The 23,279-nt window shown below is 63.4% G+C and carries 27 protein-coding genes, 1 tRNA gene and 2 pseudogenes; 13 read left to right on the top strand and 17 right to left on the bottom strand.

Features of this window, described 5'->3' with window-relative positions; genetic code table 11:
* Window positions 1-40 precede the first annotated feature (40 nt).
* Together KEC55_RS07985 and KEC55_RS07980 are read left to right on the top strand one after the other, a co-directional pair.
* Window positions 41-1,462 carry a M20 family metallopeptidase gene (locus tag KEC55_RS07985; RefSeq protein ID WP_282507429.1) on the top strand — a complete coding sequence of 474 codons (1,422 nt, stop codon included), beginning with the start codon at window positions 41-43 and terminating at the stop codon, window positions 1,460-1,462.
* A gap of 35 nt (window positions 1,463-1,497) precedes the next feature.
* The gene (locus KEC55_RS07980; protein ID WP_282507428.1) at window positions 1,498-2,784 is read left to right on the top strand and encodes an MFS transporter; all 1,287 of its coding nucleotides are present in this window, start codon (window positions 1,498-1,500) and stop codon (window positions 2,782-2,784) included.
* 78 nt (window positions 2,785-2,862) lie between these two features.
* On the opposite strand, the gene KEC55_RS07975 is transcribed toward KEC55_RS07980, so the two are convergent.
* Window positions 2,863-3,915: an NADP(H)-dependent aldo-keto reductase gene (locus KEC55_RS07975; RefSeq protein WP_282507427.1), complete on the bottom strand. Its 1,053-nt coding sequence runs from the start codon at window positions 3,913-3,915 to the stop codon at window positions 2,863-2,865.
* Window positions 3,916-4,061: 146 nt separating this feature from the next.
* Window positions 4,062-4,499, bottom strand: a complete 438-nt coding sequence (locus KEC55_RS07970) for a PaaI family thioesterase (protein ID WP_021156998.1) — start codon at window positions 4,497-4,499, stop codon at window positions 4,062-4,064.
* A 176-nt stretch (window positions 4,500-4,675) separates the two neighbouring features.
* Between KEC55_RS07970 and KEC55_RS07965 the strand changes: the two genes are divergently transcribed.
* On the top strand, window positions 4,676-5,164 hold the full coding sequence (locus tag KEC55_RS07965; protein WP_282507426.1) for a winged helix-turn-helix transcriptional regulator: 489 nt from the start codon (window positions 4,676-4,678) through the stop codon (window positions 5,162-5,164).
* Between the two features lie 140 nt (window positions 5,165-5,304).
* The gene (locus KEC55_RS07960; protein ID WP_174991448.1) at window positions 5,305-5,928 is read left to right on the top strand and encodes a phospholipase D family protein; all 624 of its coding nucleotides are present in this window, start codon (window positions 5,305-5,307) and stop codon (window positions 5,926-5,928) included.
* 151 nt (window positions 5,929-6,079) lie between these two features.
* Here KEC55_RS07960 and KEC55_RS07955 read toward each other — a convergent pair whose 3' ends face one another.
* Window positions 6,080-6,295 (bottom strand): hypothetical protein, encoded by a 216-nt coding sequence (locus KEC55_RS07955; protein ID WP_282507424.1) that lies wholly within the window; start codon window positions 6,293-6,295, stop codon window positions 6,080-6,082.
* A gap of 264 nt (window positions 6,296-6,559) precedes the next feature.
* Between KEC55_RS07955 and KEC55_RS07950 the strand changes: the two genes are divergently transcribed.
* Window positions 6,560-7,531: a GGDEF domain-containing protein gene (locus tag KEC55_RS07950; RefSeq protein WP_282507423.1), complete on the top strand. Its 972-nt coding sequence runs from the start codon at window positions 6,560-6,562 to the stop codon at window positions 7,529-7,531.
* Window positions 7,532-7,594: 63 nt separating this feature from the next.
* On the opposite strand, the gene KEC55_RS07945 is transcribed toward KEC55_RS07950, so the two are convergent.
* From KEC55_RS07945 to KEC55_RS07930, 4 genes are all read right to left on the bottom strand, one after another.
* Window positions 7,595-8,068: a VOC family protein gene (locus tag KEC55_RS07945; RefSeq protein WP_282507422.1), complete on the bottom strand. Its 474-nt coding sequence runs from the start codon at window positions 8,066-8,068 to the stop codon at window positions 7,595-7,597.
* Between the two features lie 165 nt (window positions 8,069-8,233).
* The gene (locus KEC55_RS07940; RefSeq protein WP_282507421.1) at window positions 8,234-8,773 is read right to left on the bottom strand and encodes an aspartyl-tRNA synthetase; all 540 of its coding nucleotides are present in this window, start codon (window positions 8,771-8,773) and stop codon (window positions 8,234-8,236) included.
* A gap of 107 nt (window positions 8,774-8,880) precedes the next feature.
* Complete coding sequence (locus KEC55_RS07935) at window positions 8,881-9,120, bottom strand: hypothetical protein (RefSeq protein ID WP_282507420.1); 240 nt, start codon at window positions 9,118-9,120, stop codon at window positions 8,881-8,883.
* Between the two features lie 205 nt (window positions 9,121-9,325).
* Window positions 9,326-9,634, bottom strand: a complete 309-nt coding sequence (locus KEC55_RS07930; RefSeq protein WP_282507419.1) for a phosphatidylserine/phosphatidylglycerophosphate/cardiolipin synthase — start codon at window positions 9,632-9,634, stop codon at window positions 9,326-9,328.
* 184 nt (window positions 9,635-9,818) lie between these two features.
* On the opposite strand from KEC55_RS07930, the gene KEC55_RS07925 reads away from it, so the two are divergent.
* Window positions 9,819-10,562: a DUF695 domain-containing protein gene (locus KEC55_RS07925; RefSeq protein WP_282507418.1), complete on the top strand. Its 744-nt coding sequence runs from the start codon at window positions 9,819-9,821 to the stop codon at window positions 10,560-10,562.
* A 967-nt stretch (window positions 10,563-11,529) separates the two neighbouring features.
* Here KEC55_RS07925 and KEC55_RS07920 read toward each other — a convergent pair.
* On the bottom strand, window positions 11,530-11,940 hold the full coding sequence (locus KEC55_RS07920; protein ID WP_282507417.1) for a hypothetical protein: 411 nt from the start codon (window positions 11,938-11,940) through the stop codon (window positions 11,530-11,532).
* A 313-nt stretch (window positions 11,941-12,253) separates the two neighbouring features.
* Between KEC55_RS07920 and KEC55_RS07915 the strand changes: the two genes are divergently transcribed.
* The gene (locus tag KEC55_RS07915; protein WP_282507416.1) at window positions 12,254-12,718 is read left to right on the top strand and encodes a plasmid fertility inhibition factor family protein; all 465 of its coding nucleotides are present in this window, start codon (window positions 12,254-12,256) and stop codon (window positions 12,716-12,718) included.
* Between the two features lie 42 nt (window positions 12,719-12,760).
* Here the strand turns inward: KEC55_RS07915 and KEC55_RS07910 are convergent, their stop codons facing one another.
* From KEC55_RS07910 to KEC55_RS07900, 3 genes and pseudogenes are all read right to left on the bottom strand, one after another.
* Window positions 12,761-13,276, bottom strand: a complete 516-nt coding sequence (locus KEC55_RS07910) for a GNAT family N-acetyltransferase (protein ID WP_282507415.1) — start codon at window positions 13,274-13,276, stop codon at window positions 12,761-12,763.
* Between the two features lie 524 nt (window positions 13,277-13,800).
* A complete protein-coding gene (locus KEC55_RS07905) occupies window positions 13,801-14,145 on the bottom strand; it encodes a DUF6566 family protein (RefSeq protein WP_282507414.1) in 345 nt (114 codons plus the stop codon).
* Window positions 14,146-14,548: 403 nt separating this feature from the next.
* Window positions 14,549-15,203: pseudogene (locus KEC55_RS07900) on the bottom strand (SOS response-associated peptidase).
* 81 nt (window positions 15,204-15,284) lie between these two features.
* Between KEC55_RS07900 and KEC55_RS07895 the strand changes: the two are divergent.
* Window positions 15,285-15,731 (top strand): hypothetical protein, encoded by a 447-nt coding sequence (locus KEC55_RS07895; protein WP_282507413.1) that lies wholly within the window; start codon window positions 15,285-15,287, stop codon window positions 15,729-15,731.
* 22 nt (window positions 15,732-15,753) lie between these two features.
* Here KEC55_RS07895 and KEC55_RS07890 read toward each other — a convergent pair whose 3' ends face one another.
* Window positions 15,754-16,734 (bottom strand): phosphatase PAP2 family protein, encoded by a 981-nt coding sequence (locus KEC55_RS07890; protein ID WP_282507412.1) that lies wholly within the window; start codon window positions 16,732-16,734, stop codon window positions 15,754-15,756.
* Window positions 16,735-16,797: 63 nt separating this feature from the next.
* The gene (locus tag KEC55_RS07885; RefSeq protein ID WP_282507411.1) at window positions 16,798-17,049 is read right to left on the bottom strand and encodes a hypothetical protein; all 252 of its coding nucleotides are present in this window, start codon (window positions 17,047-17,049) and stop codon (window positions 16,798-16,800) included.
* An 88-nt stretch (window positions 17,050-17,137) separates the two neighbouring features.
* Here KEC55_RS07885 and KEC55_RS07880 point away from each other — a divergent pair.
* The 3 genes and pseudogenes from KEC55_RS07880 to KEC55_RS07870 all read left to right on the top strand — a co-directional run.
* Window positions 17,138-17,413 (top strand): annotated as a pseudogene (locus KEC55_RS07880) (hypothetical protein); the annotation flags it as partial.
* Window positions 17,414-17,584: 171 nt separating this feature from the next.
* Window positions 17,585-18,703, top strand: a complete 1,119-nt coding sequence (locus KEC55_RS07875; protein ID WP_282507409.1) for a hypothetical protein — start codon at window positions 17,585-17,587, stop codon at window positions 18,701-18,703.
* Window positions 18,693-19,094, top strand: a complete 402-nt coding sequence (locus tag KEC55_RS07870; protein WP_282507408.1) for a hypothetical protein — start codon at window positions 18,693-18,695, stop codon at window positions 19,092-19,094. Before KEC55_RS07875 ends, KEC55_RS07870 begins: the two co-directional genes overlap by 11 nt.
* A 126-nt stretch (window positions 19,095-19,220) precedes the next feature.
* Here KEC55_RS07870 and KEC55_RS07865 read toward each other — a convergent pair whose 3' ends face one another.
* Window positions 19,221-19,847 (bottom strand): hypothetical protein, encoded by a 627-nt coding sequence (locus KEC55_RS07865; RefSeq protein WP_282507407.1) that lies wholly within the window; start codon window positions 19,845-19,847, stop codon window positions 19,221-19,223.
* A gap of 157 nt (window positions 19,848-20,004) precedes the next feature.
* On the opposite strand from KEC55_RS07865, the gene KEC55_RS07860 reads away from it, so the two are divergent.
* On the top strand, window positions 20,005-20,163 hold the full coding sequence (locus KEC55_RS07860) for a hypothetical protein (protein WP_282507406.1): 159 nt from the start codon (window positions 20,005-20,007) through the stop codon (window positions 20,161-20,163).
* Window positions 20,160-21,281 (top strand): hypothetical protein, encoded by a 1,122-nt coding sequence (locus KEC55_RS07855; protein WP_282507405.1) that lies wholly within the window; start codon window positions 20,160-20,162, stop codon window positions 21,279-21,281. The genes KEC55_RS07860 and KEC55_RS07855 overlap by 4 nt, the downstream gene beginning before the upstream one ends.
* Here KEC55_RS07855 and KEC55_RS07850 read toward each other — a convergent pair whose 3' ends face one another.
* From KEC55_RS07850 to dusA, 3 genes are all read right to left on the bottom strand, one after another.
* Window positions 21,282-21,950, bottom strand: a complete 669-nt coding sequence (locus KEC55_RS07850; protein WP_282507404.1) for a hypothetical protein — start codon at window positions 21,948-21,950, stop codon at window positions 21,282-21,284. It lies immediately after the preceding gene.
* 141 nt (window positions 21,951-22,091) lie between these two features.
* A tRNA-His gene (locus KEC55_RS07845) sits at window positions 22,092-22,167 on the bottom strand.
* A gap of 54 nt (window positions 22,168-22,221) precedes the next feature.
* A complete protein-coding gene (dusA, locus tag KEC55_RS07840; protein WP_282507403.1) occupies window positions 22,222-23,208 on the bottom strand; it encodes a tRNA dihydrouridine(20/20a) synthase DusA in 987 nt (328 codons plus the stop codon).
* Between the last annotated feature and the right edge of the window lie 71 nt (window positions 23,209-23,279).

Here is a 23,279-nt window from a genome sequence, read left to right as displayed (position 1 = left end):
CGGTCCGCGCGCGTGGCGACCCCGTCAGAGGAGACACGACTTGAGCCGTACCGCCGCCCTCCAGCACGCGCTGAACCAGTTCGAATCCGGTGCGTTCTTCACGACCCTGAGCCGCCGCGTCGGCCTGCGCACCGAAAGCCAGGACAGCGGCAACGAAGCCGCGCTGCGCGCGTACCTGACCGACGAAATCGCGCCCGAGGCTGCCCGCCTCGGCTTCACGTCGCGGATCGTCGACAACCCCGTCGACGACGGCGGCCCGTTCCTGCTCGCATCGCGTCATGAAGACGACGCGCTGCCGACCGTGCTGATCTACGGCCATGGCGACGTCGTGCGCGGCTACGACGCGCAGTGGCGCGCGCCGCTGTCGCCGTGGACGCTGACGGCCGACGGCGACCGCTGGTACGGCCGCGGCAGCGCCGACAACAAGGGCCAGCACACGATCAACCTGGCCGCGCTCGCCAGCGTGCTCGACGCACGCGGCGGCCGGCTCGGCTTCAACGCGAAGCTGCTGATCGAGATGGGTGAGGAAACCGGATCGCCGGGCCTCGACGCGCTATGCCGCCAGGAACGCGACGCGCTCGCGGCCGACGTGCTGATCGCGTCCGACGGCCCGCGCATCGCCGCCGCACGCCCGACCGTGTTCCTCGGCTCGCGCGGCTCGGTCAACTTCAAGCTGAGCCTGCGCGCCCGCGACGGCGCGCATCACTCCGGCAACTGGGGCGGGCTGCTGCGCAACCCGGCGATCGTGCTCGCGCATGCGCTCGCGAGCCTCGTCGACGCGCGCGGCGCAATTTGCGTCGAAGGGCTGCGCCCGCCGCCGATCCCGGCCACCGTGCGCGACGCGCTCGCCGATCTGTCCGTCGGCGGCGGCCCCGGCGACCCGGCTCTCGACGCCGACTGGGGCGAGCCCGGCCTCTCCGCGGCCGAGCGCGTGTTCGGCTGGAACACGTTCGAGATCCTCGCGTTCAAGGCCGGCAATCCCGAGCATCCCGTCAATGCGATCCCGCCCGTCGCGTACGCGCACTGCCAGTTGCGCTTCGTCGTCGGCACCGACTGGGAAGCGCTGCATGCGCACCTGCGCGCGCACCTCGATGCGCACGGCTTCGCCGACATCGAGATCGACGTCGAACGCGGCGCCCCGGCAACGCGCGTGCCGCCGGACGATCCGTGGGTCCGCTGGGCCGTCGCATCGCTGGCGCGCACCACCGGCAAGAAGCCCGCGATCCTGCCGAATCTCGGCGGCACGCTGCCGAACGAAGTGTTCGCCGACACGCTCGGGCTGCCGACGCTGTGGGTGCCGCACTCGTACCCGGCATGCTCGCAGCACGCGCCCGACGAGCACCTGCTCGCGAGCGTCGTCAGCGAGGGGCTGCAGATGATGGCCGGCCTCTTCTGGGATCTCGGCGACGACGCGCCTCCCGTTCGCCGCGCGGCACCCGCCGCGGCCGGCGCCGCCCTGTAACGCGCTTCGCCCCTTTCACGGGACCTGCACATACGATGAACACGACCACCCTGACCTCGCAGGACGCCGCGCGCCCCAGCGCCGCGAAGATCCGGCGCCTCATCTTCGCGGCGTCGATCGGCAACGCGCTCGAATGGTTCGACCTGATCGTCTACGGCTTCTTCGCGGTGACGATCGCCAAGCTGTTCTTCCCCGCGACGAGCGAAGCGACGTCGCTGATGCTGACGCTCGGCACCTTCGGGTTGTCCTACCTGATCCGGCCGATCGGCGGCTTCGTGCTCGGCGCGTACGCGGACCGCGCGGGCCGCAAGGCGTCGCTGCTGCTGTCGATCGCGATGATGATGGCCGGCACGCTGCTGATCGCGCTGATGCCGACCTACGCATCGATCGGCATTCTCGCGCCACTCGGGATCATGCTGTCGCGGCTGATGCAGGGCTTCTCCGCCGGCGGCGAATTCGCGAGCTCGACTGCGTTCCTCGTCGAACACGCACCGCAGCGGCGCGGCTTCATGTCGAGCTGGCAGTTCGCGAGCCAGGGCCTCGCGACGCTGCTCGCATCGGGCTTCGGCGCGCTGCTGACGGCCACGCTGACAACCGCGCAACTCGAAAGCTGGGGCTGGCGCGTGCCGTTCCTGTTCGGGCTTGCGATCGGCCCGGTCGGGCTGTACATCCGCCGTTACGTCGACGAAGGCGTCGAGTTCAAGACGCAGGCACGCTCGGAGGCGCCCGTGCGCGAGCTGTTCGCGGAACAAAAGCTGCGGGTCCTGCTGTCGATCGGCGCGCTCGTGATCTCGACCGCGATCAACTACATGATCCTGTACATGCCGACCTACGCGATCAAGCAGCTCGGGCTGCCTGCGTCGACGGGCTTCGCCGCGACGCTTGCGACCGGCTTCGTGCTGACGCTCGTCACGCCGATCGTCGGCCATCTGTCCGATAGTACCGGGCGGATCCGCATGATGGCGGTCGCGGCACTGCTGATGCTCGTCACCGTGTGGCCGACGTTCGCGTGGCTGACGCGTCACGCGTCGTTCGCGACGATGCTCGCCGCGCTGGTCTGGATCGGTATGCTGAAGGCGATGTACTGCGGCGCGCTGCCGGCGCTGATGGCCGAACTGTTCCCGTCGCAGACGCGCGCGACGGGACTCGCGGTCAGCTACAACACGGGCGTCACGCTGTTCGGCGGCTTTGCGCCGTTCGTGATCACCTGGCTGATCAGCACGACAGGTAACCGGCTGTCGCCGGCGCTCTATCTGATGGGCTGTGCGGTGCTGAGCCTCGCCGCGCTGTTCGTCGCGCGCACGCGGCTCAAGATGCGATAACCCTGGGAAGCGACGGCGCAGCGATGCGCCGCCGGTGCGGCCCGTCCCGGAGCAATGCCGCGACGGGCCGCGCGCCGTTTACGGCGCCGGGTTCGGCTGCAGTTCGTGCAGCGCGTCGATCTCGGCGAGGATCTCGTCGGACAGCTTCACGTCGATGCTGCCGATGTTCTCCTTCAACTGCTCGATCGACGTTGCGCCCACCAGGTTGCTGCGCACGAACGGCCTGCTGTTGACGAACGCAAGCGCCAGTTGCGCGGGCGACAGCCCGTGACGCTGCGCGAGCGCGACGTAACGCGACGTCGCCTCGACGGCCTGCGGCTTGCTGTAGCGCTGAAAGCGCTCGAACAGCGTGATGCGTGCACCAGCCGGACGCGCGCCGTTCTCGTACTTGCCGGACAGCCAGCCGAACGCGAGCGGCGAATACGCGAGCAGGCCAACGCCGTCGCGATGCGTGAACTCCGACAGCCCGTTCTCGAACGTACGGTTCAGCAGGCTGTACGGATTCTGGATGCTCGCGATGCGCGGCAGCCCGAGCTTCTCGGCCGCACGCAGGAACTGCGCGACGCCCCACGGCGTTTCGTTCGACACGCCGATCGCCCGCACCTTGCCTGCCTTCACGAATTCCGCGAGCACGCCGAGCGTTTCCTCGATCGGCACCGTGTACGCGTCGTCGACCCACGGATACGCGGGGCGGCCGAACGTCGTCGTGCTGCGATCGGGCCAGTGCAGTTGATAAAGATCGACATAGTCGGTCTGCAGGCGCTTGAGACTGCCGTCGAGCGCCTCGGTCAGGTTCTTGCGGTCGAACTGGTTGCCCTCGCCGCGGATATGGCGCGGGTTGTGCGGCTGCCGTGCGGGACCTGCGATCTTCGTCGCGAGCACGATGCGCTCGCGCTGCGCGCGATGCTGCGCGAGCCAGGTGCCGATGTACTGCTCGGTGCGGCCCTGCGTGTCGGGCTTCGGCGGCACCGGATACATCTCCGCGGCATCGATCAGCGTCACGCCCTGGGCGATCGCGTAGTCGATCTGCTCGTGCGCGTCGCGTTCCGAATTCTGTTCGCCCCACGTCATCGTGCCGAGCCCGACCAGGCTGACCTCGATGCCCGAATCGCCGAGTGTGCGGTATTCCATGCTGTTCCTGTCGCGTCGGTGGAAATCAGAAACGCTATCACATTGAAGCGACCGCTTCAGACTCGCGCCGCCCACACTTACAGACGGCCTTCGACGCCGCTCCGGAGGTTCACGCGCGGCCCGGACAACGGCGCTGCCGCCCGCCGTTACTGCGGCCGCTGAATGAAGCAAGTCGCCGACGCATGCGCGACGATCTTGTCGTCCGGCGTCTTCAGCGTGCCCTCCGCGACGCCCAGCGAACGCGACAGGTGAATCACGCGCCCTTCCGCGACCAGCTCGACGTCGCGCGGCACCGGCCGCAGCATCTTCACGTGCAGATCGACCGTACCGTAGCCGACGCCCGCGTCGAGCATCGAATGCACCGCGCACCCCGTGACCGAATCGAGCACCGTGGCGGCGAACCCGCCATGCACGCCGCCCAGCGGATTCAGGTGCCGGCCGTCCGCCCGCGCCGAAAACTTCACGTAACCGAGCTCGACGTCGAGCGGACGCATCGGAATCGTCTCGGAAATCGATGCGAGCGGCGCATCGCCCGACACAGCTGCGCGCAGCAGATCGAGACCTGACAGGGAAAGCGGATTCATCGGGTTGTCTCCGGGTTGAAAGCGCGTCGCCGCGCGAGTAAGTTCCAAATTGGAACTCATTATCGGCAACGATGCCGGCCGTTGTCAACGCAGCCGCGCCCATGACGACCGAAGACGGGTTCTATAATAGAACCCGCTTTTTCGCTGAACCGCCGCAAGAGGCAAGAGACTCGACGATGAAATGGGATGACATCGGCACGCTGAACTGTTCGGTCGCGCGCACGCTCGCCGTGCTCGGCGACCGCTGGACCATGCTGATCCTGCGCAACGCATTCCTTGGTTGCCGCCGCTTCGATGCGTTCCAGACCCAGCTTGGCCTCACGCGCCACGTGCTGGCCGAGCGGCTCGCGCGGCTCGTCGACGAAGGCGTGCTGGTCAAGCGTGCGTATCAGGAGCGTCCACCGCGCTTCGAATACCGGTTGACGGACAAGGGCCTCGACCTCTACCCGGCCCTGCTTGCGCTGATGGCATGGGGCGACCGCTGGAAGGACGACGGCCAGGGGCCGCCGGTGCAATTGCGCCACCGTACCTGCGGCCAGCTGATGCATGCGCTCACCGTATGCTCGGCCTGCGGCGAACCGCTCGATGCGCGCGACGTGCAGCCCGAGCCGGGACCGGGATGGATCGCATCCGGCGAAACCGGCGCGCCGACGGTCAAGGATTGACGCTCGATGCAACGTTGCGTCATCGCCTCTGCCACGAGTGAACATCGCGCGGGCAATCGCGTCGCGATACTCGCGTGACCGCGCCGCTACGTCTGCGTTACACTCACGGCCCGCTGTCTCGAAATTTTTCGCTGTCCACGATGTTGTCGCGCAATCGCCTCGCCGCTGCCTGTCTCGCCGCTTCCCTGCTCGCCACCCCATTCGCCGCCTTCGGCAAGACACAAAGTGAATCGCTGCTCCAGCAGGCGATCGACCTCGTGTCACGATGGCTGCCTGCGCCCACTCACGAAGCACCCGCGACACAAGTCGTCGAATCGGCATTCTCGCCCGACGGCGGCGCCGAGGCACTCGTGCTGAAAGCGATCGGCGCCGCCCGCAGCTCGATCCGGGTTGCCGCGTATTCGTTCACATCGCCGCCCGTCACGCGCGCACTACTCGATGCGAAGCGACGCGGCGTCAATGTCGCGGTGGTCGTCGACGACAAGGGCAACCGTGCCAAGAGCAGCAAGCAGGCGCTGAACCTGCTCGTCAATGCCGGCATCCCGACACGCACGATCGACGCCTATGCGATCCATCACGACAAGTACCTCGTGATCGACGCCGAGCACGTCGAAACGGGTTCGTTCAACTACAGCGCGTCGGCGGCCAGCCGCAACTCGGAAAACGTCGTCGTGGTCTGGAACAATCCGCAACTCGCGTCACGCTATCTCACGCACTGGCAAAGCCGCTTCGATCAGGGCACGCCGTACCGCTCCAGCTACTGACGCACGCCGCGCGCCTGGCGCCGTTTCTCGACACCTCGCGTTCGAACCGTCGTGATGCAGATGATCGGCGAGCATGGTGCGATGTTCAATTCGGCCGAATGGCCAGTACGCCGCGTCACGCATCGCACGACATGCGCGACGGCTGCCGTACTCAATGGATTTCGGGCATCCTCCCGGTGGCGGCACCGGCCTGCGCGGTCGGCGCACAGCGGTTCGCGCGCCCGTCCACGCTGCTTGCCGAAGACGTCGACAAACCAGGCAGCGCATTGCGCACGCAATCCGTGCTGAACGCCAGTGTGTTCTCAACCATCGGGTAAAGCAGATACAGCGCAAACGCGAGATAGCCCGCGTACAGAATTCGAACCATGGTGCGGTGGGATGCGATGAACGATTGGACTCGCCCTATTTACGGCATTGTGCCGAGCACCTTGAGACGTCGCGCAGACGATTCTGCATCGTGATGCAATGCAGACTCATGACACCTGCTTCTCACCGCATCTGCATCGATCGGGACGACGCCAGAAATGCCCGCCGCCGGACTGGCAAGTTGGCGATGCGCCGAAGAATGCGCGATACTGTCCTGCATACGATCCCGTGACCGGCGTTGCAGCCGGGACAAGAGACCAGGCCCATGCAAATCGCACCGAAACCGGCCGACGAGGCAGCCCGACTCGACACGCTTCATTCGCTCTCGATCCTCGACACGCCGCCCGAAGAGCGATTCGACCGCCTGACGCGTCTCGCGCGCCGGCTGTTCGACGTACCGATCGCGCTCGTCAGCCTCGTCGACGAGCATCGCCAGTGGTTCAAGAGCCATGCGGGCCTCGACGCCACGCAGACGTCGCGCGACGTATCGTTCTGCGCGCACGCGCTGCTCGCGGGCAATACGATGGTCATCCAGGACGCGCTGAACGACAACCGCTTCCACGACAACCCGCTCGTGACCGGCACACCAGGCATTCGCTTCTACGCCGGCCGGCCGCTCGCGGCACCGAACGGTGCACCCATCGGCACGCTGTGCCTGATCGACACGCGGCCGCGTTCGCTCGAACCCGAAGAACTCGCACTGCTCGGCGATCTCGCCCACATGACCGAACGCGAGATCGCCGCACTGCATTTCGCGACCACCGATGAGCTCACGCAACTGACGAACCGGCGCGGCTTCGAGATCCTCGCCCGCCACGTGCTGAGTCTGTGCGATCGCCTCGGCCGTCACGCGGTGCTGCTGTTCTTCGACCTGAACGATTTCAAGGCGGTCAACGACCGCTTCGGTCATGCCGAAGGCGATCGTGCGCTCAAGACATTCGCCGAGACGCTGACCGGCGCACTGCGCGACAGCGACGTGATCGCCCGGCTCGGCGGCGATGAATTCGTCGTGCTGCTGAGCGCCACCGATCCGGCCGACGTCGTCGAGCCGGTCGAACGCGTGACGCAGGCGCTCGCGTTGCGCAACGCGGCCGACGCGCGCGGCTACGCCATCCGGTTCAGCGTCGGGCACGTCGCGTACGATCCCGCGCGCCATCCGGCCGTGGCCGACCTGCTCGCCTCGGCCGATCACCTGATGTACGAGGACAAGCAGCGCGGCAAGACGACTGGCGCGTAAGCGCGGGCAAACCGGGGGCGAGCGCTTGCCGCCGCCCCTTTCAGCCGCGGTTGCGCGGTTGCATCAGCTCCCGCACGGCGGCGCGCTGGCCATGGCCTCCGCGATCTGCTCGGGCGTCAGGTCGCGTTGATGCGTCGCGAGCGACCAGCGATGGCCGAACGGATCCTCGACCTGGCCATAGCGATCGCCCCAGAACATGTCGGCAGCCGGCATCGTGACCGTCGCGCCGGCCGCGACGGCCTTCGCGATCGCGGCATCGGTATCGGGTACATACAGGTGCAGGCAGACCGACGTGCCTTTCAGCGCCTTCGGCCCGAGTGCGCCGTGTTCGGGCATTTCATCCACCAGCATCAGCGTCGAATCGCCAATCATGAGGCACGCGTGCGCGAGCCGGCCGTCAGGCATCGCCAGGCGAAACTGTTCGATTGCATTGAATGCGCGCTTGTAGAAGTCGATGGCGGCTGTCGCGCCGGCGCAGATCAGGTGCGGCGTCAGCGTGCGCATCCCTTCCGGGATCGGTTTGACGGATGTAGACATGGGGGTCGCTCCTTCAGTCGGTTGTCGTATCGAAAATCGGGACGGACGCGCAATGCGCACGCCTCCGATGCTACGACGGACGACCTCAACGGAATTCGACACGACGGCACACATTTTTTTGTTTTCTTGAGTCGCGAATCGCGCGGGCGCCCGAATCGGGCGGCGTCACTCCATTCGGTCGGCCCGATCGACCGACGTGCCGAACTGACGGCGGCATGCCTCCAGCAACCCGGCCACCGCGTCGAGCGGAAGCTCGACAAATCGGGCGATCGGCAGCATCACGCCACCCGGCACCTTGGTCCGCGACGAATGCGGCGAGAACTGGTAGCCGATGTAACGATTCCCGGCCACGCTGATGATCCTGAATTCGGTAACGTCGCGCCATGGCGTGACGGGCTTTTCACGTGCGGCCCCGATCAGCCTGAAGCCCGTTTCGTCGATATGCAGCGCCATCTTGCGCCGCGACGAGATGAAGAAGGCCGCGCTGGCCAGCACCAGCGTCGCGGCCAGCGCCGCCACGGGCCAGAGCGTCGGATCGGCCGCATAACCGCACAGGCTCGCCACGGCAAGCACCGCACACACCAGCGCCCTTCTTTTCAGGCTCCGGCCGTCGACCGCCAGCGTCATCGGCAACTGGCCGATGACGGTTCCCTCGGCGGGATCGACAGGCAAGCCGGAATCGTTTGTTGCGGGTTCCTCGTTCATTGCTCGCTTGCTCGCGTCGACGGCAACCGGCCCATCGGCGCGGGTGCCCGGTCAAGGTTCCGATCTCGTTCACGCGGAACAAGTGCCGCGCCGTCGGATCCAGTCAATTAATTGCACACCTTGACGGTGCCGTTGGTCGTGCACTGACCGACGGCCCAGTGACTTTGCCCTGCCAGATGCGGCGCCATGCCCATGCCGCGAATCGGCTCGGCCGGCGACGATGCCGACACGGCTGCCGATGCGGTCTCGGGCGACGGCTGCGGAAGCGGCGTCTCGGGCGCGGTCTGGCAGGCAGCGAGCGCCAGACAAAGTGCGAATGCCAACGGAGCGATGACAGGCCTGGACATGATCTCGTACGCGTTTGCGCGATTCGATTCGGATACCGGCTCGCCGCACATCGCATGCCCCTCCAGACCGTTCTGGCGCAACCGGCATGCAGTATGGTGATGACCCGATACTACGCCTCGCGATCGGCGTTGTGCGAACGGCCGTCCAGCCGGGCACCGCAGTCGATTCAGAAGCGCACGCGAATGCCGACGCAGACCGTTCCGGTCAGATTTGCGGAAGATCGTGCAACGTGCGCGACTCGCTCGTTGCATCGATGTCGAGTTCGATGCCTTCCGACGCATCGCGATACCGCACGCGTTTCAGCCTGGGCCCGATCGCGGTGTCGTCCGATGCCGAGAAGATCGCGCGGACATCGCTGCCGGACGCAAGCGCGCGCGCCACGTCGGCCACCGGCGCCTCGCTCGGCGTCGCCGCCCACGAACGGTCGGCCGGATTCACGGCCGCCCAGCGCACGTGCGTCACGCGCGCGGTGAGCAGATCGATTCGAACACCATTCACCGCAAACATCGACATCGGAATCTCCTTCGAATTTCTTGCGGCCCGTCGCACACCTGCGGCGAGTCACGGGCGGCCGCGGATCTCGCCTGCGTTTCCGGCGCGGCCGCAATGATGCGCGCTTGCCCTGCCATCGCGATTTTCGATGATACATTGGGACGCTTTACAACCGTCAACAGACAATCGTGTACGGGAGAAACACATGACCGACGCCTGGGGAACCTTCCCTGCCAGAATGGGCGACCATCAGGCTTTCATCAGCTTCAACCACAGCTTCGCGGAAATCGCCGAAGGCGATCCGCGTACGTCGCTGCTCACCGTGCGCGTGCCGTTCGCGCATCCGACGCCCGACGGCCTGCCGGCCGGCGACGAATTCGCCGATCTCGCGAAGATCGAGGATCTGCTGGATGCGACGATCACCGCGAAAGGCGGCGTGCAGGTCGGCCGTATCACCGTGGACGGCAACCGGGATTTCCTGTTCTACGTGCCGTTCGACGAAACGGCCGCGGCCGAGATCGTCGACGCGCTGGCCGAACAAACGGCCTACGCGCTTCAGTACGCGCATCAGGACGATCAGGACAAGGAAGCGTACTGGCAGACCCTTTACCCGACCGACGACGACTGGCAGATGATGCGCGACATGCGCGTGCTGGACGCGTTGCGGGAGAAAGGCGACGCCAGCGACGTGAGCCGGCGCGTGATGCACTGGGCGTACTTCCCGGACCCGAGCGACGCGCACCAGTTCGCGGACTGGGCCGAAGCGAAAGGCTATCCGGTCGAATCGGTCGCGCCGACCGAAGACGGCAAGTCGGCCGTACGGTTTTCGCACGAAGGCACGATGGCGCTGGCCGACATCACACGCCACACGATCGCGATCAATCGCGAAGTGCGTTCGCTCGGCGGGGAATACGACGGATGGGAAACCAGCGTCGAACAGGCTGGCTAAATAGATCGGCGTGACTGCTGCGCACGTCGTGACGCAATGCGTCTGGCGCAAAAAACATCCCGGCAGCGTTGTGACGCGCCGCCGGGATCAAGGCATCGCCGGCCGAAACCGGCGATGGGCCTGAGGGTTCGCTCAGGCACGAGGAAAGTGATTCGTGCGGATCAGGCGAACGGTTGCCAGGGCGCGCAGTGGGTGCCGTCGCGCAGCCTGCCGAACGCCTGTCCGGTTCCGCCGACGCAACCTCCCGGCGTCGGACGGGCAAAAAGCCCCCGCTCCTGCGCGAGCGAGCGGGGAAATGGTTGACCGGGCCGGGGAAGAACGGTCAACCGGCCAAATTGTGATCGAGGGTGACGCGATGGTCTGTGCGGCAACTCACCCTTCGGTGACAATGCGGCGACGGCCAACAGCCTCACTGGCCGGGCGCGAGAGCCGCGGTCGACGCGAGCACTCCGACGAGGATGGGTGTTGGCGCAATCACCCCGATCGCCATCGCACGGTCGGCAGTCGGTCATAACGGTGCGGTGAAGTGCGAAATGGAATCTGCCCGCAATCCTTCCACCCCGCGCGACGAGTCCGCATCGCGATACCTCGATCGATTGCCGGCAAGACGACGCCAATACGGCGCCGCGATACTCGAACGTGTCGAAGATGCAGGAATATTTCTGCCGTCATTGAACGGCACGGCGGTGCGGCCTGCCATGTCGGCAGGGATATTGGTCGCTGCCAGCCGTCAGTGGTGTTCTTCTTTTCATGTCTGGCGTTCTACTTTTTTATTTAGTACAAGCGGACGTCCTCGGAATCTGGGCAGTTTCCGGGAAGTCACGCATATTGTCAAAGCAGCGTTATTCTATTTTTTCAAGCGCCGAGATTTCGGCTGCATTTTCTTGCGCCTGATTTTTTGGAAAACCTCATTTCACGAGCGTAATAACCGGAATCACACCAGAATCGCGACAATCCGGTTTCGCCATCAAGGCGAACCGCTGGAAAACCAGTCGACAACCATGTCGATCCAGTCCAGATCGCTGACGATTTCAATGACGGTTTCGCCGACGATTTCGGTAGCCGATGCGTCTGTCGACACGCCCCCGGCAGCCGCCGCTCCGGAAGCCACCGCACCAGCCTTCGCGATCTCGGCAGATGCGCCGGACCGCGGGTCAGCAAGCCGCTCCAGCCAGTCGACGATATTGGCACGCGCATCCTCTTCATCGGCGAAGTCGTTCCGCGCGAGAAAGCGATCGAACACGATCCACGCGAGCGTCTTGCTTCGCGCGTCGGATTCGAGTTGCCAGTCGACCACGGCTGTCCGGCCGGACGCCCTGATTTCGAGCGTCGCGGTGAAACGGAAATCGAGATACTCGATCTCAAGTTGCGACGACATGGTTTGCTCCCGTCACTCCGCCCTCTCCGTTCTTATGATGACCTGCGCGTGCCGCGTTTCGCGCCACTGCGTGAATCTTGCATGACTATTGCACAGCGCGTCATTTCGGCTGGCAGTATCGCGATATTCTCGCAATCTGTCGATATCGACCGCCGAAGCATGACTGCCTCTACTTTGCCGCCTGTTTTCTCTGCACCTCCTGCTACGCGGCGACTCGCTCCATTTTTCTATTCCGGGTATCGATCTGCTCCGCGGCCGCGATCGCGCTGCTAAACTCAAACCAAAGAGACCGATTGCGCCAGAAGAGGAAATAATGACACTCGCCCACGCACAACAGAGCGGCGTAGATGTCTGGATTATCCAGCTCCCCGGGCATGCCCCGTATGCCTATACGCACCTCAAGCGGGTGTTCTCGTCCGACGACTCGCGACATCGGGTCGTGACGATCGACCTGAAGAAATTGCTGGCCTGCGCCGACCGCGACACCACGGACTATGTGCTGCCGTCAGTTCAGTACTGGGCTCCTGGAAAAGCCGCGGGTATTCGCGAATTCCTCGATCCGGATCAGGACAGGATTCCCGACATGCCGTTCATTACGTTTCGCGAGACCAGAACGCGAACGCTGTTCGGCATTCCCGGCCTGTCGAAAATCGGCGTCGCGTCGTTTCGCAACGGCCAGCATCGTGCGCGCTATCTTGCCTACGCAGGCGCAACCACCCTGCCCGTCGAGATCCACGAGACAGAAGCTGATTTGCTGATTCGATATTGCGGCGAGTAACGGCGAAGTGCGCCCGGCTTTCGCCCCGATGCCGGCAAGGCTTCAAGCCTGTATCGCGTAAATCCGATCGGTGACTTCCGTCGAGCCAATGCGGCTTGTTTCAATACCGGCCAATTGCCAGCCGTTGTGCTCGTAGAAGCCGATCGCACGCACGTTGCCGTCCAGCACCTGCAGGTGGACCTTGCCTGCGCCGATCGACCGCGCCCACGCGCGTACGGCTTCGATCATGCGCTTGCCCGTCCCGCTGCCGTGATGCGAAGGATGGACATGCAGGCAATCGAGCAGCACACCGAGCGCCGGATCGACGGGGCGTTCCGCACTGACGAAGCCGACGGGCTCGCCGTCCCATTCGGCGATCAGCACCAGGCCCCACTCGTCCTCGTTGCGATCGAGATACTTGCGCCACCGGATCGCGTGCTCGGCCGGTACCTCATCGGACAGATAGGCGGCCGGAAGGATATGGCTGTATGCGGTCTGCCAGCTCAGCGTATGCAGGCGGGCGATGAGGGACGCGTCGTGCGTCGTCGCGGCGCGCAGCGTGGTCCGGATGTCCGGCATGGGTCGGCGACTCCTCGTAGCGTGTTCTCTCGAACGGTATGTCTCGTCGCAAAATATACCGCGCTTTGCGGAATGCAATGCTCGGTGGCACGGCGCGGCGCCATCAGCGCGTACGCAAAAAAAATCCCGGCGCCTTCATGGGTCGTCGGGATCGAACGGCCCTGCAAAGCATGAGGGCACGAGGAAGACGATACATTACACCAACGTAAGACTGTCGCGCTTTGTCGGCTCGCGCCAAGTCCCTGTTCCATTCCGCCAATCAGTCCTCGATGCAGCGCCGTAAACGAAAAAAGCCTGCTCACGCATGACGCGAGCAGGCAAGAAAACGGATCAGCATTCGAGGCACGAGGGCTGTCCAGGAAAGATAACGGCACGGAACGCGCGAACCTTAGCGGGAGAGGTAACGTCGTAGGCGAACGGGGGTGAACGTTGTCGGCGCAACGACCGGGAAACACGGCGGGGTTCGGACTCGGGCCTTCTTTCGCCTCCGCGCCATCCACGTTGCAGAGGTCAATGAAGTCGCACTATCGATTGATGTCGCGCACGATGTCGCGCCCAATTTCGACACCTGCCTGCTTCGCCTCATCCGAGGTCTCATACTCGGTATCGAAGTCATATCGCCTGGGCGATTCGACTCCGTCTTTGCGAACCCGAACGTTCGCCATCCATGCGCTGCCGGGTGCCGGCTGTACAGACTCGACGATGATTTCGTAACCGTCGAATGCGTCGATATGGCATTCGATTCTTTTGTGCATAGGGTGTCCCCGCACATTCGACCGATACTGCTGTCGGGCAATCGGCTTTACGAAGCCGCTCTTTTGAAGATCAACACCGAAACTCGCCGTGCTCGATGAGTTGAATGCGGGCATACCACTTCGTCAAAGACACCCTGACGAGAAACCACCGCGCTGTGGCTGCGCCGAAAAGCAAAAAGCCCGGCTCATTGAACCGGGCTTTTTGCTTGAATTTTTGGGGTGGCTGATGGGACTCGAACCCACGACGACAGGAATCACAATCTTAGTGGTCAACCCTTGTCAGATAAGGGTTTGAGCCGATCGCGTGGAATTCATGAGTCGAAGCGACCATTGATTACTCGTCAATTTTCAGACCTCATTCCACAAAATTCCCGCCTCCCCGGACCTCGCGACGTGCCACGTCACGCTCACCCGTCATGACGATCATAGCGCACTGCGGACGATCAAGCCATCTACCGCGAGACATGCAAGCAGGTCATGGATCAACCGATCGGCCTGACGTCGCACCGAATGAGAATTAAGCCGTCTTCGGCTGCGCCGGCATCGGCTCGGCGACCATCTCGTCGGCCGGGTAGAGCTGCAGCATTGCGCGCGCCGCGTCGACGTTCGTTGTGTGCAGCCACTCGTCGTAATCGGCCGGCCGCAGAATCACGACCGACCGTTTCTCGTCGCCGGGCTTGTGCATGTGCTTCATCACGGGGTGCGCGTCGGCGTTGACGGTCAGCATCGCCATGGCGAGCGTTTCGGAGCCGTCAGGCCCGCGCCATGCGCGCCAGATTCCAGCGACGCAGTAAGGCTCCCAATCGCCGACGCCGATCCAGTACCGCACGTGCTTACCGGTCTCCCAGTTCGGTTCGTAGATCCACGCCGCAGGGATCAGGCGGCGCTGCCCTGCTCGCCATGCCGTCCGATACGCCGGCTTCTCGGCAACGGTCTCGGACCTGGCGTTGACGGTCATGAAATGCTTCCCCGCCAGCTGGAACGCCTTCGGCATCACCCCGAAGCGCGATCACCGGTTCGGCACCGTCGCCGGCTGCGCGCACGATCGGCGCGAAGTAGTCGGGAAAAATCTCGGGCTTCCACGGAAAGCGCTGGTACAAGTCACTGAATGGCTGGATCTTCAGCTCGCGCAACTCGTAGTCCTCATGCGGCGCGCGGTAATTCGTGCACATCGGCCGTCCGCTATTTTCGTTCTTGACGGCCCCATCTTACCCCGCGATACACTGTATACCCATACAGCAATATATCGCATCATGAAACCGCGTTGGGCCTACATCTGGGAGTACACGGACCTCGAAACGGGTGAACGCCGGCACATCTGCGTCCCCGTAACGGTCGGCGAGTTCCAGACGCTGACCGGTCAATTCTCCGACGAGTCCGCGATACAGGCGCTCGAGGAGACGAAAGTCGACCGAAACGTGGTGCGTCCGACGATCGAGCTGCGGCACGCGCCGAAGATGCCGAAGTTCGTGTCGCCATCGGAAAGCGAGTTACGCGAGCTTTGGCGCACAAACCGAGACCCAGAGGTCCGGCGCCTGATTCTCGACGTGGTGACGCTCCGGAAGTCGCTCCAGAAGATCATGGACTGGTGGAAAACTGCGGACGCTGCCGGAAATGATCGAGGCGTTCTCGGTGGCCCAACCGGCCACTTCCTGCGGCTCACCACCTGCTGCGGGAAGAGATGCGGCGCGCAGGGATGATATGACCTGAGAGCGCCGAGCGTTATCGAGCCGCTGCCGATGATCCGTCAGTGTCGGACGCAGGCGAAGGCCAACCCACAGCGCCGCGCTCCGAGGATCGGCGGCGAAGCCCCAGTCGGACGGCCAATATCACCGCAACGCCGCACACAACGCCCGCGAACACGTCAACGAGGTAGTGGCCGCCGACCGTGATCGTCGACGCGATCATGACACCGTTCAGGATGATAGCGACCGGAAACACGAACCGGACATGCCGCACGCTGTACGCGAAGAAAATCGCCAGCATGGTGTGAAACGACGGCATCGACACGAGTCCCTGGACCGCATACGGATTAATGACGTGCATGGTGCCATTTCTAAGGAGCGCGAAATCGCTCACGGTTGAGGAGGTCCCCGGATCTGTAATCCCGTAGTAAACGAATGCGCTTTCGGCCGGAAATGGAATCGATACGAGCAACAGCAGGATCGATGACACGAAAATGACGACAGCGAATTCTGCGATGTCGTTTGGACGTCGAGCAATCGCTAGTAAGGCGCCAATGAGGAAGAATTGCGCGAACGCACTCAAGTAGGCGTATGCGAGAACGATGCGGAGACTGTGGTGCGCGGCGACCCAGCGGTACGCATCCAGCCAGTGGAAGCCAATCGCCGTGTCGAAGCGATCGAGGATACTCGCGATCGTCGGGATGTCGAGGCTCGTGCCGAGATATGACGCAATCGAAACGGCCTGACCCCATACTGCGATCGTGATCAAGTATACGATCGCAGCAGCGACTTCCTTGCATCGAAATGCCTGGGTCAGCCACCGATATCGATCGAGTGAGGCGAGCCAATATAGGATGGCCGAGGCAACAAAGGCTATGCTGATTTCAGTAATCGCTGACTTCGGCCATCCTTGGCCGATTCCAATGCCGGCCCGGCGTGCCCACAGCAAATCAACTATGGTGAGGACGATGGTGGCGCCCCACCCTGCGGCATAAATGACGGCATTTCTATTTTTCATGGCCCCGGCCTTCATTCTTCTTTTGCCGGGACAGTCTAGCAGCAATCAGAGGCGCCGCGGCGTTCAGCGATCGGCCGGAAGAGCCTCGCGCGTAACGTTGTATCCGTCATGGTAGAGACGTTGCCGGGTCGCGACAGCCATGTGGCGGTCGAACGAACTGGCGTAACCGCTCGGTACGCGCACGATCGTCGCCCCGTTCAGGCTGTCGAGCGCGACGTGCGTGGCCTCGCACGCCGCCAGCATCAGGTCTATGATGCGCGGCGCCAGCGTCGGGAGCCCGAAGAAGGAGCGCGACGAGTGGCACTTCGTCGACATGACGCTCGATACCGGCCGCGAATACCGGTTCGGCGGCGATCTGCCGAACGCGGCGTGCGGCGGCGCGACGCCGGCGTGGTGGCGCCGCCCGTCGATCTTCATGCCGCGCACCGCCGCGCGCACGCTGCTCGAAGTGACTGGCGTGCGCGTCGAGCGGCTGAAGGACATCAGCGAGGCGGATGCGCGCGCGGAAGGCATCACGATCGACGACCGACACACGGTCGGGTACTACGCCGGCGAACACCTGCCGCCGAGCGTCCGCGCGTTCCGCGAGTTGTGAGATGGATTGAACGCCGCGGCCGGCCATGGCTGGGACGCGAACCCGTGGCTGTGGCTCGTCGAATTCAGGAGGATCGAAGGATGAGCATCGTTACGAACGACCAGCTCGTCGAGCTGACCGGTGGCCTGAAACAAGGCGCGGCCCAGAAGCGCTGGATCATGAAGGCACTCGGTATCGACGCGCCGCTGAAGGCCGACGGCCATCGAAGCGCCCGACATCGCGCGCTACCTGCGAAAGGAACGGAAGGATGCGCCGGTGCGCGCGAACCACGAGATCGCCCTTCTCTCGAACCTCATCGGGCTCGCGATCGAGTTCGGGCAAGCGAAGATGAACCCGTGCCGCAAGGTTCGGCGCAACGAGGAGCAGCCGCGCACAGAAACGGCTGACCCGGCCGAGTATGCCGCGCTCGCCGGCAACCGCAAGATCGAATTCCTCGACTTGTCGTGGCCGCAGGTCGACCGCAAGGCCGGCCACATCCGCGTGAAGCGCGCGAAGCAGCGCGGCAAGAAGCACGGCGAGGTCATCGAGCAGATCGAAATCACGCCGCCGCTCGCCGTGCTGCTCGACCGCCTCGAAGCGATCCGCGGCGACAGGGAATGCCTCTACGTCTTCCCGAAATACGCGCGCGAATGGCTGGCCCGCGCCGCATCTGCCAACGAGACGGGGGCGGAAGGGGCGGCCGAGTGCTTCATCGTGATCGGTCACGGTGAGTCCGACACTCCCACGGCGAAGATCGTCGCGCGTCGCGCGGACGTGCTAGATGCGGTTCTCGGCATGATGTACGACGGCCCGTGCACCGATGATGCGATGCGTGTCGAATATGCGTCGATGCTCGACGACTGGGACGGCGACCACTGGAACGTCACGTTCGAGATCGGCGGAATCGACGTTTGGCGAATCGCCCTCGCCCGCTCGCCCGCTATGGCAGCGGAAGCGGTGGCGTGGGTTCGCAAGCATCCGGACACCGGAGAACTATCGGGCGATTGGCTTTGGAATGACGCCATCGAGCAATGCCGCAAGGACTCTGGAGTTTGGTTTCCGCTTGGCTTTCTAGGTGCCTCTCCCGCTCAACCAGTGGAAGCGGTGGACTGGCGCGAGCTCACCCGCCGGCTGTATGTCGAGCTGTTCTATTGCGATCAGCAGATGACGGGCGGCCGGCGGCCGAAATGGACGCAAGGTGCAGAAGTTCGTGACGCGCTGCGAGATGCGAAAGCGGCACTTGAGGCTGCCCCGCAGCCCGCGCGGGCAGACGCTCGGGAGGGGCTGACGGACGAGCAGCGGAAGGCAATCGAATGGGCCGCCAGAACGACGCCACGCATCGAATACCGCAACGCGCTGCGCGCCCTTCTCCAAGGAGCCAATCATGCCGAATGACAACGTGCTGACCGCCGAAGCGCGTGCCACGATCATGGACGCCTGCCAGAGCATTTCGCGCAGTGCTGACGGGCTGAAGGCCGGTTGCGCAATCGGCGATGAATGGCCGGATGCCGAGGACAAGGCGTTCTACGACGCCGAGCTGAACCTGCTCGAGCGCCTGACCGCGCTGCTCACCCATCCGGGCCAACCGGAGCCGCGCGCCAAGGTGACGGACGACGACAAGCGAGACGCCGAGCGGTATCGGTGGCTGCGGCAGCAGCACTGGAACGAATCGACGCTGTTCGTGGTGGCCGGCCATCACTCCCTTGTCCGGCTCGGTACAGACTGTCCAAGCGACGAACGCCTAGACGCTGCCATCGACGCCGCTAGCGCAGGAGAGGGCCGATGAGCGCGATCATAAGCCGCTGCTGCGGCTACAGATACCGCCTTGAGCGCACGGGTCGCTACTGGTTCCAACCAAAGCGATGCGCCAGATACCAGGCAAGCAGCGTGGTCAGCAAACCAATCAACCATGTCACCGGCTTGAGAATCCAATTCTTTTTTTACTCGATTGCTGGGGTTCTGATTCGGTGGGATTTAACACCGCCGACTGACGGACAGAGACGTGACCATCTGCCGCCGACTGGTCGTTGACTAGGCGGCCGACTTCATTGTTGGAGGTGTCCTCCATGTCGAACGCCTGGGCCCCCTTGACGTCGACATATGAAAATTTGTTCCCGGAGCCACCTCGAATCTTGACGCCGACCCGAGGGTTGTTGCCGGATTGGTTATTCGAATCGCCCAACGGCTTCGCGGCTTGCGCTGGCGCCTCACGTTGTTCTATATCGCGCCCACTGTGATCCATTTGAACGTTCTTCAGATTGAGATGCGCGGTGCTATCGGCAGGCAAGCTTATTCCGACACCAGAGTTCGAAAACTTGCTGCCCTCTATCGAAATATTCGGACCCACACGCGCTTGCGGAATCACTGGTTTCGGCTCAATAAGCCGATTCAAATAGGACGAGGCAACATTGCCAAACAACGCGACAACGCCCCCGATGACCAAGACGTACACCTGCCACCTCTTTGCCTGTTTAGGTGTTTCGACGATCTCAGGTTGCGGCACTTCCGGTCGAGATTTCTTACGTTTGTCTCGCATCATTTCAGCCTCGTATCGGCCTGCGGAATCCTAGCATGACCCAAACAGCACAACGGATATTGGAAGTGACGCGAAGAAATTGGGGGGTGATATGAGTAGTTACCTGACCGTCGACGAACTTGCGGTACTGATCGGATGCAAACCGCGCAGCTTTGCCTGCATGAAGCGTTGGCTCGAGCGGAATCGCTGGCCGTATGCCGTCAACATCGCCGGCGTGCCGCTCGTGACGCGCGAGTATTTCGATGCCCGCATGAACGGTGCGCGCGCGCACCGCGCTGAGTCCGACGACGAACCGAATTTCGCGGCGCTCGCAGCATGATCGGACGACGCAAACGGCCGGACGGATTGCCGTTCCGGCTATACGCCAACTACGGGAAGCACAAGGTCAGCTTCGGCTACAAGCTGCCGAACGGCCGCTGGGCGTTTCGCCTGTCGGCGCCCGCGCACAACAAAGAAGCGCTGGCCGAGATCCGGAAGCAGGCGATCGAACGCGCGGAGGCGCTCAACGGGAACGCGATCGAGCCCGGCACGGTCGAGGCGCTCGTCGCGCGGTACTTCGAATGGCAGGACGGCATGCCGCACACCGACGAGCGGCGCAAGGCACAGTCCACGCTCGACGAGAACCGCGTCGAATCGAAGCGGCTGATCAAGGTCTTCGGGAAGATGTCGCCGGCGGCCATCAAGCCGAAGCACGTATACGGCTACCTCGACAAGCGCGCACAGCTCGGCGCGCCAGCGAAGGCGAACAAGGAAATCGATCTTCTCTCCGCGGTCCTCGAATACGGCCGGCGCCGCGGCGAGCTCGAAACGAATCCGTGCCGCGGCATCGAGTACAACCCGACGCGTCCGCGCCAGCGGTATGTCCGTCAGGACGAGATTGAGCTCGCGGTCGAGGTCACGCGATCGCGGCGCAGCGTTGGCGATAAGCATTCGAGCTCAACGTACCTGATTCTTGCGCTCTGTGTGCTGGCTGCCTATTTGACGGTCAGTCGGCCGACCGAAATGCGCGAACTGCATCGACAGAGCGTGAAACCCGAGGGTGTCGAGGTGCCGATCGGGAAACGCAAGGCTGGCGAACAGCAGCGCGTGAAACTCGTGCCGTGGTCGCCCGAGTTGAAGGCGGTCATCGACGAGGCGCTCGCGCTACAGCGAACTCCAGGTGTTCACATTTTCGGCAATACGGCCGGCCAGGTGTACACCCGCAGTGGATGGAACACGAACTGGTCGCGCCTGATGGGATACTGCGAAAAGGAAGCGAAGGCCCGCGGTGTGGAGTTCGAGCGCTTCGCCTTGCGCGACATGAGGCCGGCTGCGGTTACGGACCGGCGGGAAGAAGGCGACGAACGGCTCATCGATGCGACTGGCCATGCCGATGAACGCATGGTTCGAAAAACCTACGATCGCCGCCGCCAGAGAAAGGTTCGAGCGACGCGATGATCAGCTGGACGCAGCGGCAATAGCTCTTATCACCACTCCGACCAGGTCGGGACCGTTATCTTTGATCCATTCCATCAGCCGGCTGCTTTGAACCGCAGATTTCCTTTCATCGTCCGTTCCGTCTTTTGCGGCCCGAACTGCATCGATTGCATCTTGAATCACATCCGTCGGCGTGTCCTGGGGCAACACATCTCGAAGAGCAGCGACGACCGCGTCACGCTCTTCAATACCGTAGGTGCCTCCAGCAATAGCCGAATTTTCTTTCACGTCAATTTCTGCCGTCGAGCCCTGCGGCACCGAAATCCCAGCATGGTCGCCGGTAATATTGCTTCCGCCACTCACATTGATCTTCATCGCCTCTTTCTCCTCGCCGCGAAAGTCGTCACTTCGATCGTCAACTGCAATGCCTGTATGAACCCCTACGATGGTTACGTCGCTGACGTCAACTTGGCCCGAGACTTGACCATCGATTCCTATAGCCGTGACCCCAGGTATGCCACCGCCATCGAAACAGATCCCACCGATCAAAGTCGAATCAATCGGCGCGGCCTCGATTCCATTCGATTCGCCGCTTCGCTGAAAACCCTGTCCTGAGCGCCTATTGGCACGATCCGCAGCCTGCTGCATCGCCAATCGCTTATTGGTCTTGCCTCTGAAATTGACAGCCATCAATCCCCCCCAGACAAAAGCCGAACGCAAAAAAGCCCGCTCATCGGCGGGCTTTCGTTGCTTTATCTTCCAAGTTTTGGAATCTCATCTTCCAAAACTTGTAACACGTCAGCGCATTTTTGCTGAAAGTGCTTGAATTTTTGGGGTGGCTGATGGGACTCGAACCCACGACGACAGGAATCACAATCCTGGACTCTACCAACTGAGCTACAGCCACCACTGATACTGCTTACTTCGCTTCGCTGTTTTGTTTCAGCAGCGAAGAACAAGATTATACGAAGTCTTTTGAATCTTGCAAAGCCTTTTTTTCAAAAATTTCTTCGGCTTCGTTCAGGTGCGCGCGCGCCTCGTCGAACACGGCCAGATCGGCCCGCGCGAGCTTCTTGTTATCGGACAGCACGCGACGCCAGCCACGCGCGCCCGGCATGCCGCGATACAGCCCGAGCGCATGCCGCACGATCGCGCCGAGATAGGTTCCGCGCTTCAGTTCGGCCGCGCAATATTCGATCAGCTGCGCTTCGGCTTCTTCGCGCGTCGGCACCGCGGCGGTCGATCCGTAGAAGCGCGTATCGACTTCGGCCAGCACAAACGGGTTGTGATATGCCTCGCGCCCCAGCATCACGCCGTCGACGTGTTCCAGATGCTGCGCGACTTCATCGAGCGTCGTGATGCCGCCGTTGATGACGATCTCCAGCGACGGAAAATCGCGCTTCAACTGATACGCATAGTCGTACTTGAGCGGCGGGATCTCGCGATTCTCCTTCGGCGACAACCCCTTCAGGATCGCGTTGCGCGCATGCACGACGAACGTTTCGCAACCGGCCTCGGCCACCGTGCCGACGAAGTCTCGCACGAACGCGTAGTCCTCGACCGCGTCGACGCCGATTCGGTGCTTGACCGTGACCGGCACCGACACCGCATCGCGCATCGCCTTCACGCCGTCGGCGACGAGCTGCGGCTCGTTCATCAGGCACGCGCCGAACGCACCGCGCTGCACGCGCTCGGATGGGCATCCACAATTCAGGTTGATTTCGTCGTAGCCCCACTGTTCGCCGAGCTTCGCGGCGCGCGCGAGATCGTCACGCTCGCTGCCGCCCAGTTGCAGCGCGATCGGCGATTCGCTCGGCGTGAACGCGAGATGCCGCTGGGCATCGCCGAACAGCAGCGCGCCCGTCGTGATCATCTCCGTATACAGCCACGTGTTGCGCGTCAGCGTACGGTGGAACGACCGGCAATGACGGTCGGTCCAGTCGAGCATGGGCGCGACGGAGACGCGGCGGGGAGGAAGCGAGGACGGAACGGACATGGAATTCGGGCAACAGGCCAGGC

The sequence above is a fragment of the Burkholderia cepacia genome (assembly GCF_029962485.1).
Classification (GTDB): Bacteria; Pseudomonadota; Gammaproteobacteria; order Burkholderiales; family Burkholderiaceae; genus Burkholderia.
The sequence above is the reverse complement of the archived record's forward strand: the minus strand, read 5'-3'. Positions and strand labels throughout refer to the sequence as shown.

Coding starts and splice junctions, on each gene's coding strand:
- KEC55_RS07860 (WP_282507406.1), top strand. CDS start 20,005: ATGAAGCGTTGGCTCGAGCGGAATCGCTGGCCGTATGCCGTCAACATC.
- KEC55_RS07920 (WP_282507417.1), bottom strand. CDS start 11,940: ATGTCGTCGCAACTTGAGATCGAGTATCTCGATTTCCGTTTCACCGCG.
- KEC55_RS07870 (WP_282507408.1), top strand. CDS start 18,693: ATGCCGAATGACAACGTGCTGACCGCCGAAGCGCGTGCCACGATCATG.
- KEC55_RS07890 (WP_282507412.1), bottom strand. CDS start 16,734: ATGAAAAATAGAAATGCCGTCATTTATGCCGCAGGGTGGGGCGCCACC.
- KEC55_RS07935 (WP_282507420.1), bottom strand. CDS start 9,120: ATGTCCAGGCCTGTCATCGCTCCGTTGGCATTCGCACTTTGTCTGGCG.
- KEC55_RS07850 (WP_282507404.1), bottom strand. CDS start 21,950: ATGGCTGTCAATTTCAGAGGCAAGACCAATAAGCGATTGGCGATGCAG.
- KEC55_RS07950 (WP_282507423.1), top strand. CDS start 6,560: ATGCAAATCGCACCGAAACCGGCCGACGAGGCAGCCCGACTCGACACG.
- dusA (WP_282507403.1), bottom strand. CDS start 23,208: ATGCTCGACTGGACCGACCGTCATTGCCGGTCGTTCCACCGTACGCTG.
- KEC55_RS07865 (WP_282507407.1), bottom strand. CDS start 19,847: ATGATGCGAGACAAACGTAAGAAATCTCGACCGGAAGTGCCGCAACCT.
- KEC55_RS07930 (WP_282507419.1), bottom strand. CDS start 9,634: ATGTCGATGTTTGCGGTGAATGGTGTTCGAATCGATCTGCTCACCGCG.
- KEC55_RS07910 (WP_282507415.1), bottom strand. CDS start 13,276: ATGCCGGACATCCGGACCACGCTGCGCGCCGCGACGACGCACGACGCG.
- KEC55_RS07925 (WP_282507418.1), top strand. CDS start 9,819: ATGACCGACGCCTGGGGAACCTTCCCTGCCAGAATGGGCGACCATCAG.
- KEC55_RS07960 (WP_174991448.1), top strand. CDS start 5,305: ATGTTGTCGCGCAATCGCCTCGCCGCTGCCTGTCTCGCCGCTTCCCTG.
- KEC55_RS07965 (WP_282507426.1), top strand. CDS start 4,676: ATGAAATGGGATGACATCGGCACGCTGAACTGTTCGGTCGCGCGCACG.
- KEC55_RS07975 (WP_282507427.1), bottom strand. CDS start 3,915: ATGGAATACCGCACACTCGGCGATTCGGGCATCGAGGTCAGCCTGGTC.
- KEC55_RS07980 (WP_282507428.1), top strand. CDS start 1,498: ATGAACACGACCACCCTGACCTCGCAGGACGCCGCGCGCCCCAGCGCC.
- KEC55_RS07895 (WP_282507413.1), top strand. CDS start 15,285: ATGAAACCGCGTTGGGCCTACATCTGGGAGTACACGGACCTCGAAACG.
- KEC55_RS07955 (WP_282507424.1), bottom strand. CDS start 6,295: ATGGTTCGAATTCTGTACGCGGGCTATCTCGCGTTTGCGCTGTATCTG.
- KEC55_RS07905 (WP_282507414.1), bottom strand. CDS start 14,145: ATGCCCGCATTCAACTCATCGAGCACGGCGAGTTTCGGTGTTGATCTT.
- KEC55_RS07970 (WP_021156998.1), bottom strand. CDS start 4,499: ATGAATCCGCTTTCCCTGTCAGGTCTCGATCTGCTGCGCGCAGCTGTG.
- KEC55_RS07885 (WP_282507411.1), bottom strand. CDS start 17,049: ATGTCGACGAAGTGCCACTCGTCGCGCTCCTTCTTCGGGCTCCCGACG.
- KEC55_RS07915 (WP_282507416.1), top strand. CDS start 12,254: ATGACACTCGCCCACGCACAACAGAGCGGCGTAGATGTCTGGATTATC.
- KEC55_RS07940 (WP_282507421.1), bottom strand. CDS start 8,773: ATGAACGAGGAACCCGCAACAAACGATTCCGGCTTGCCTGTCGATCCC.
- KEC55_RS07945 (WP_282507422.1), bottom strand. CDS start 8,068: ATGTCTACATCCGTCAAACCGATCCCGGAAGGGATGCGCACGCTGACG.
- KEC55_RS07855 (WP_282507405.1), top strand. CDS start 20,160: ATGATCGGACGACGCAAACGGCCGGACGGATTGCCGTTCCGGCTATAC.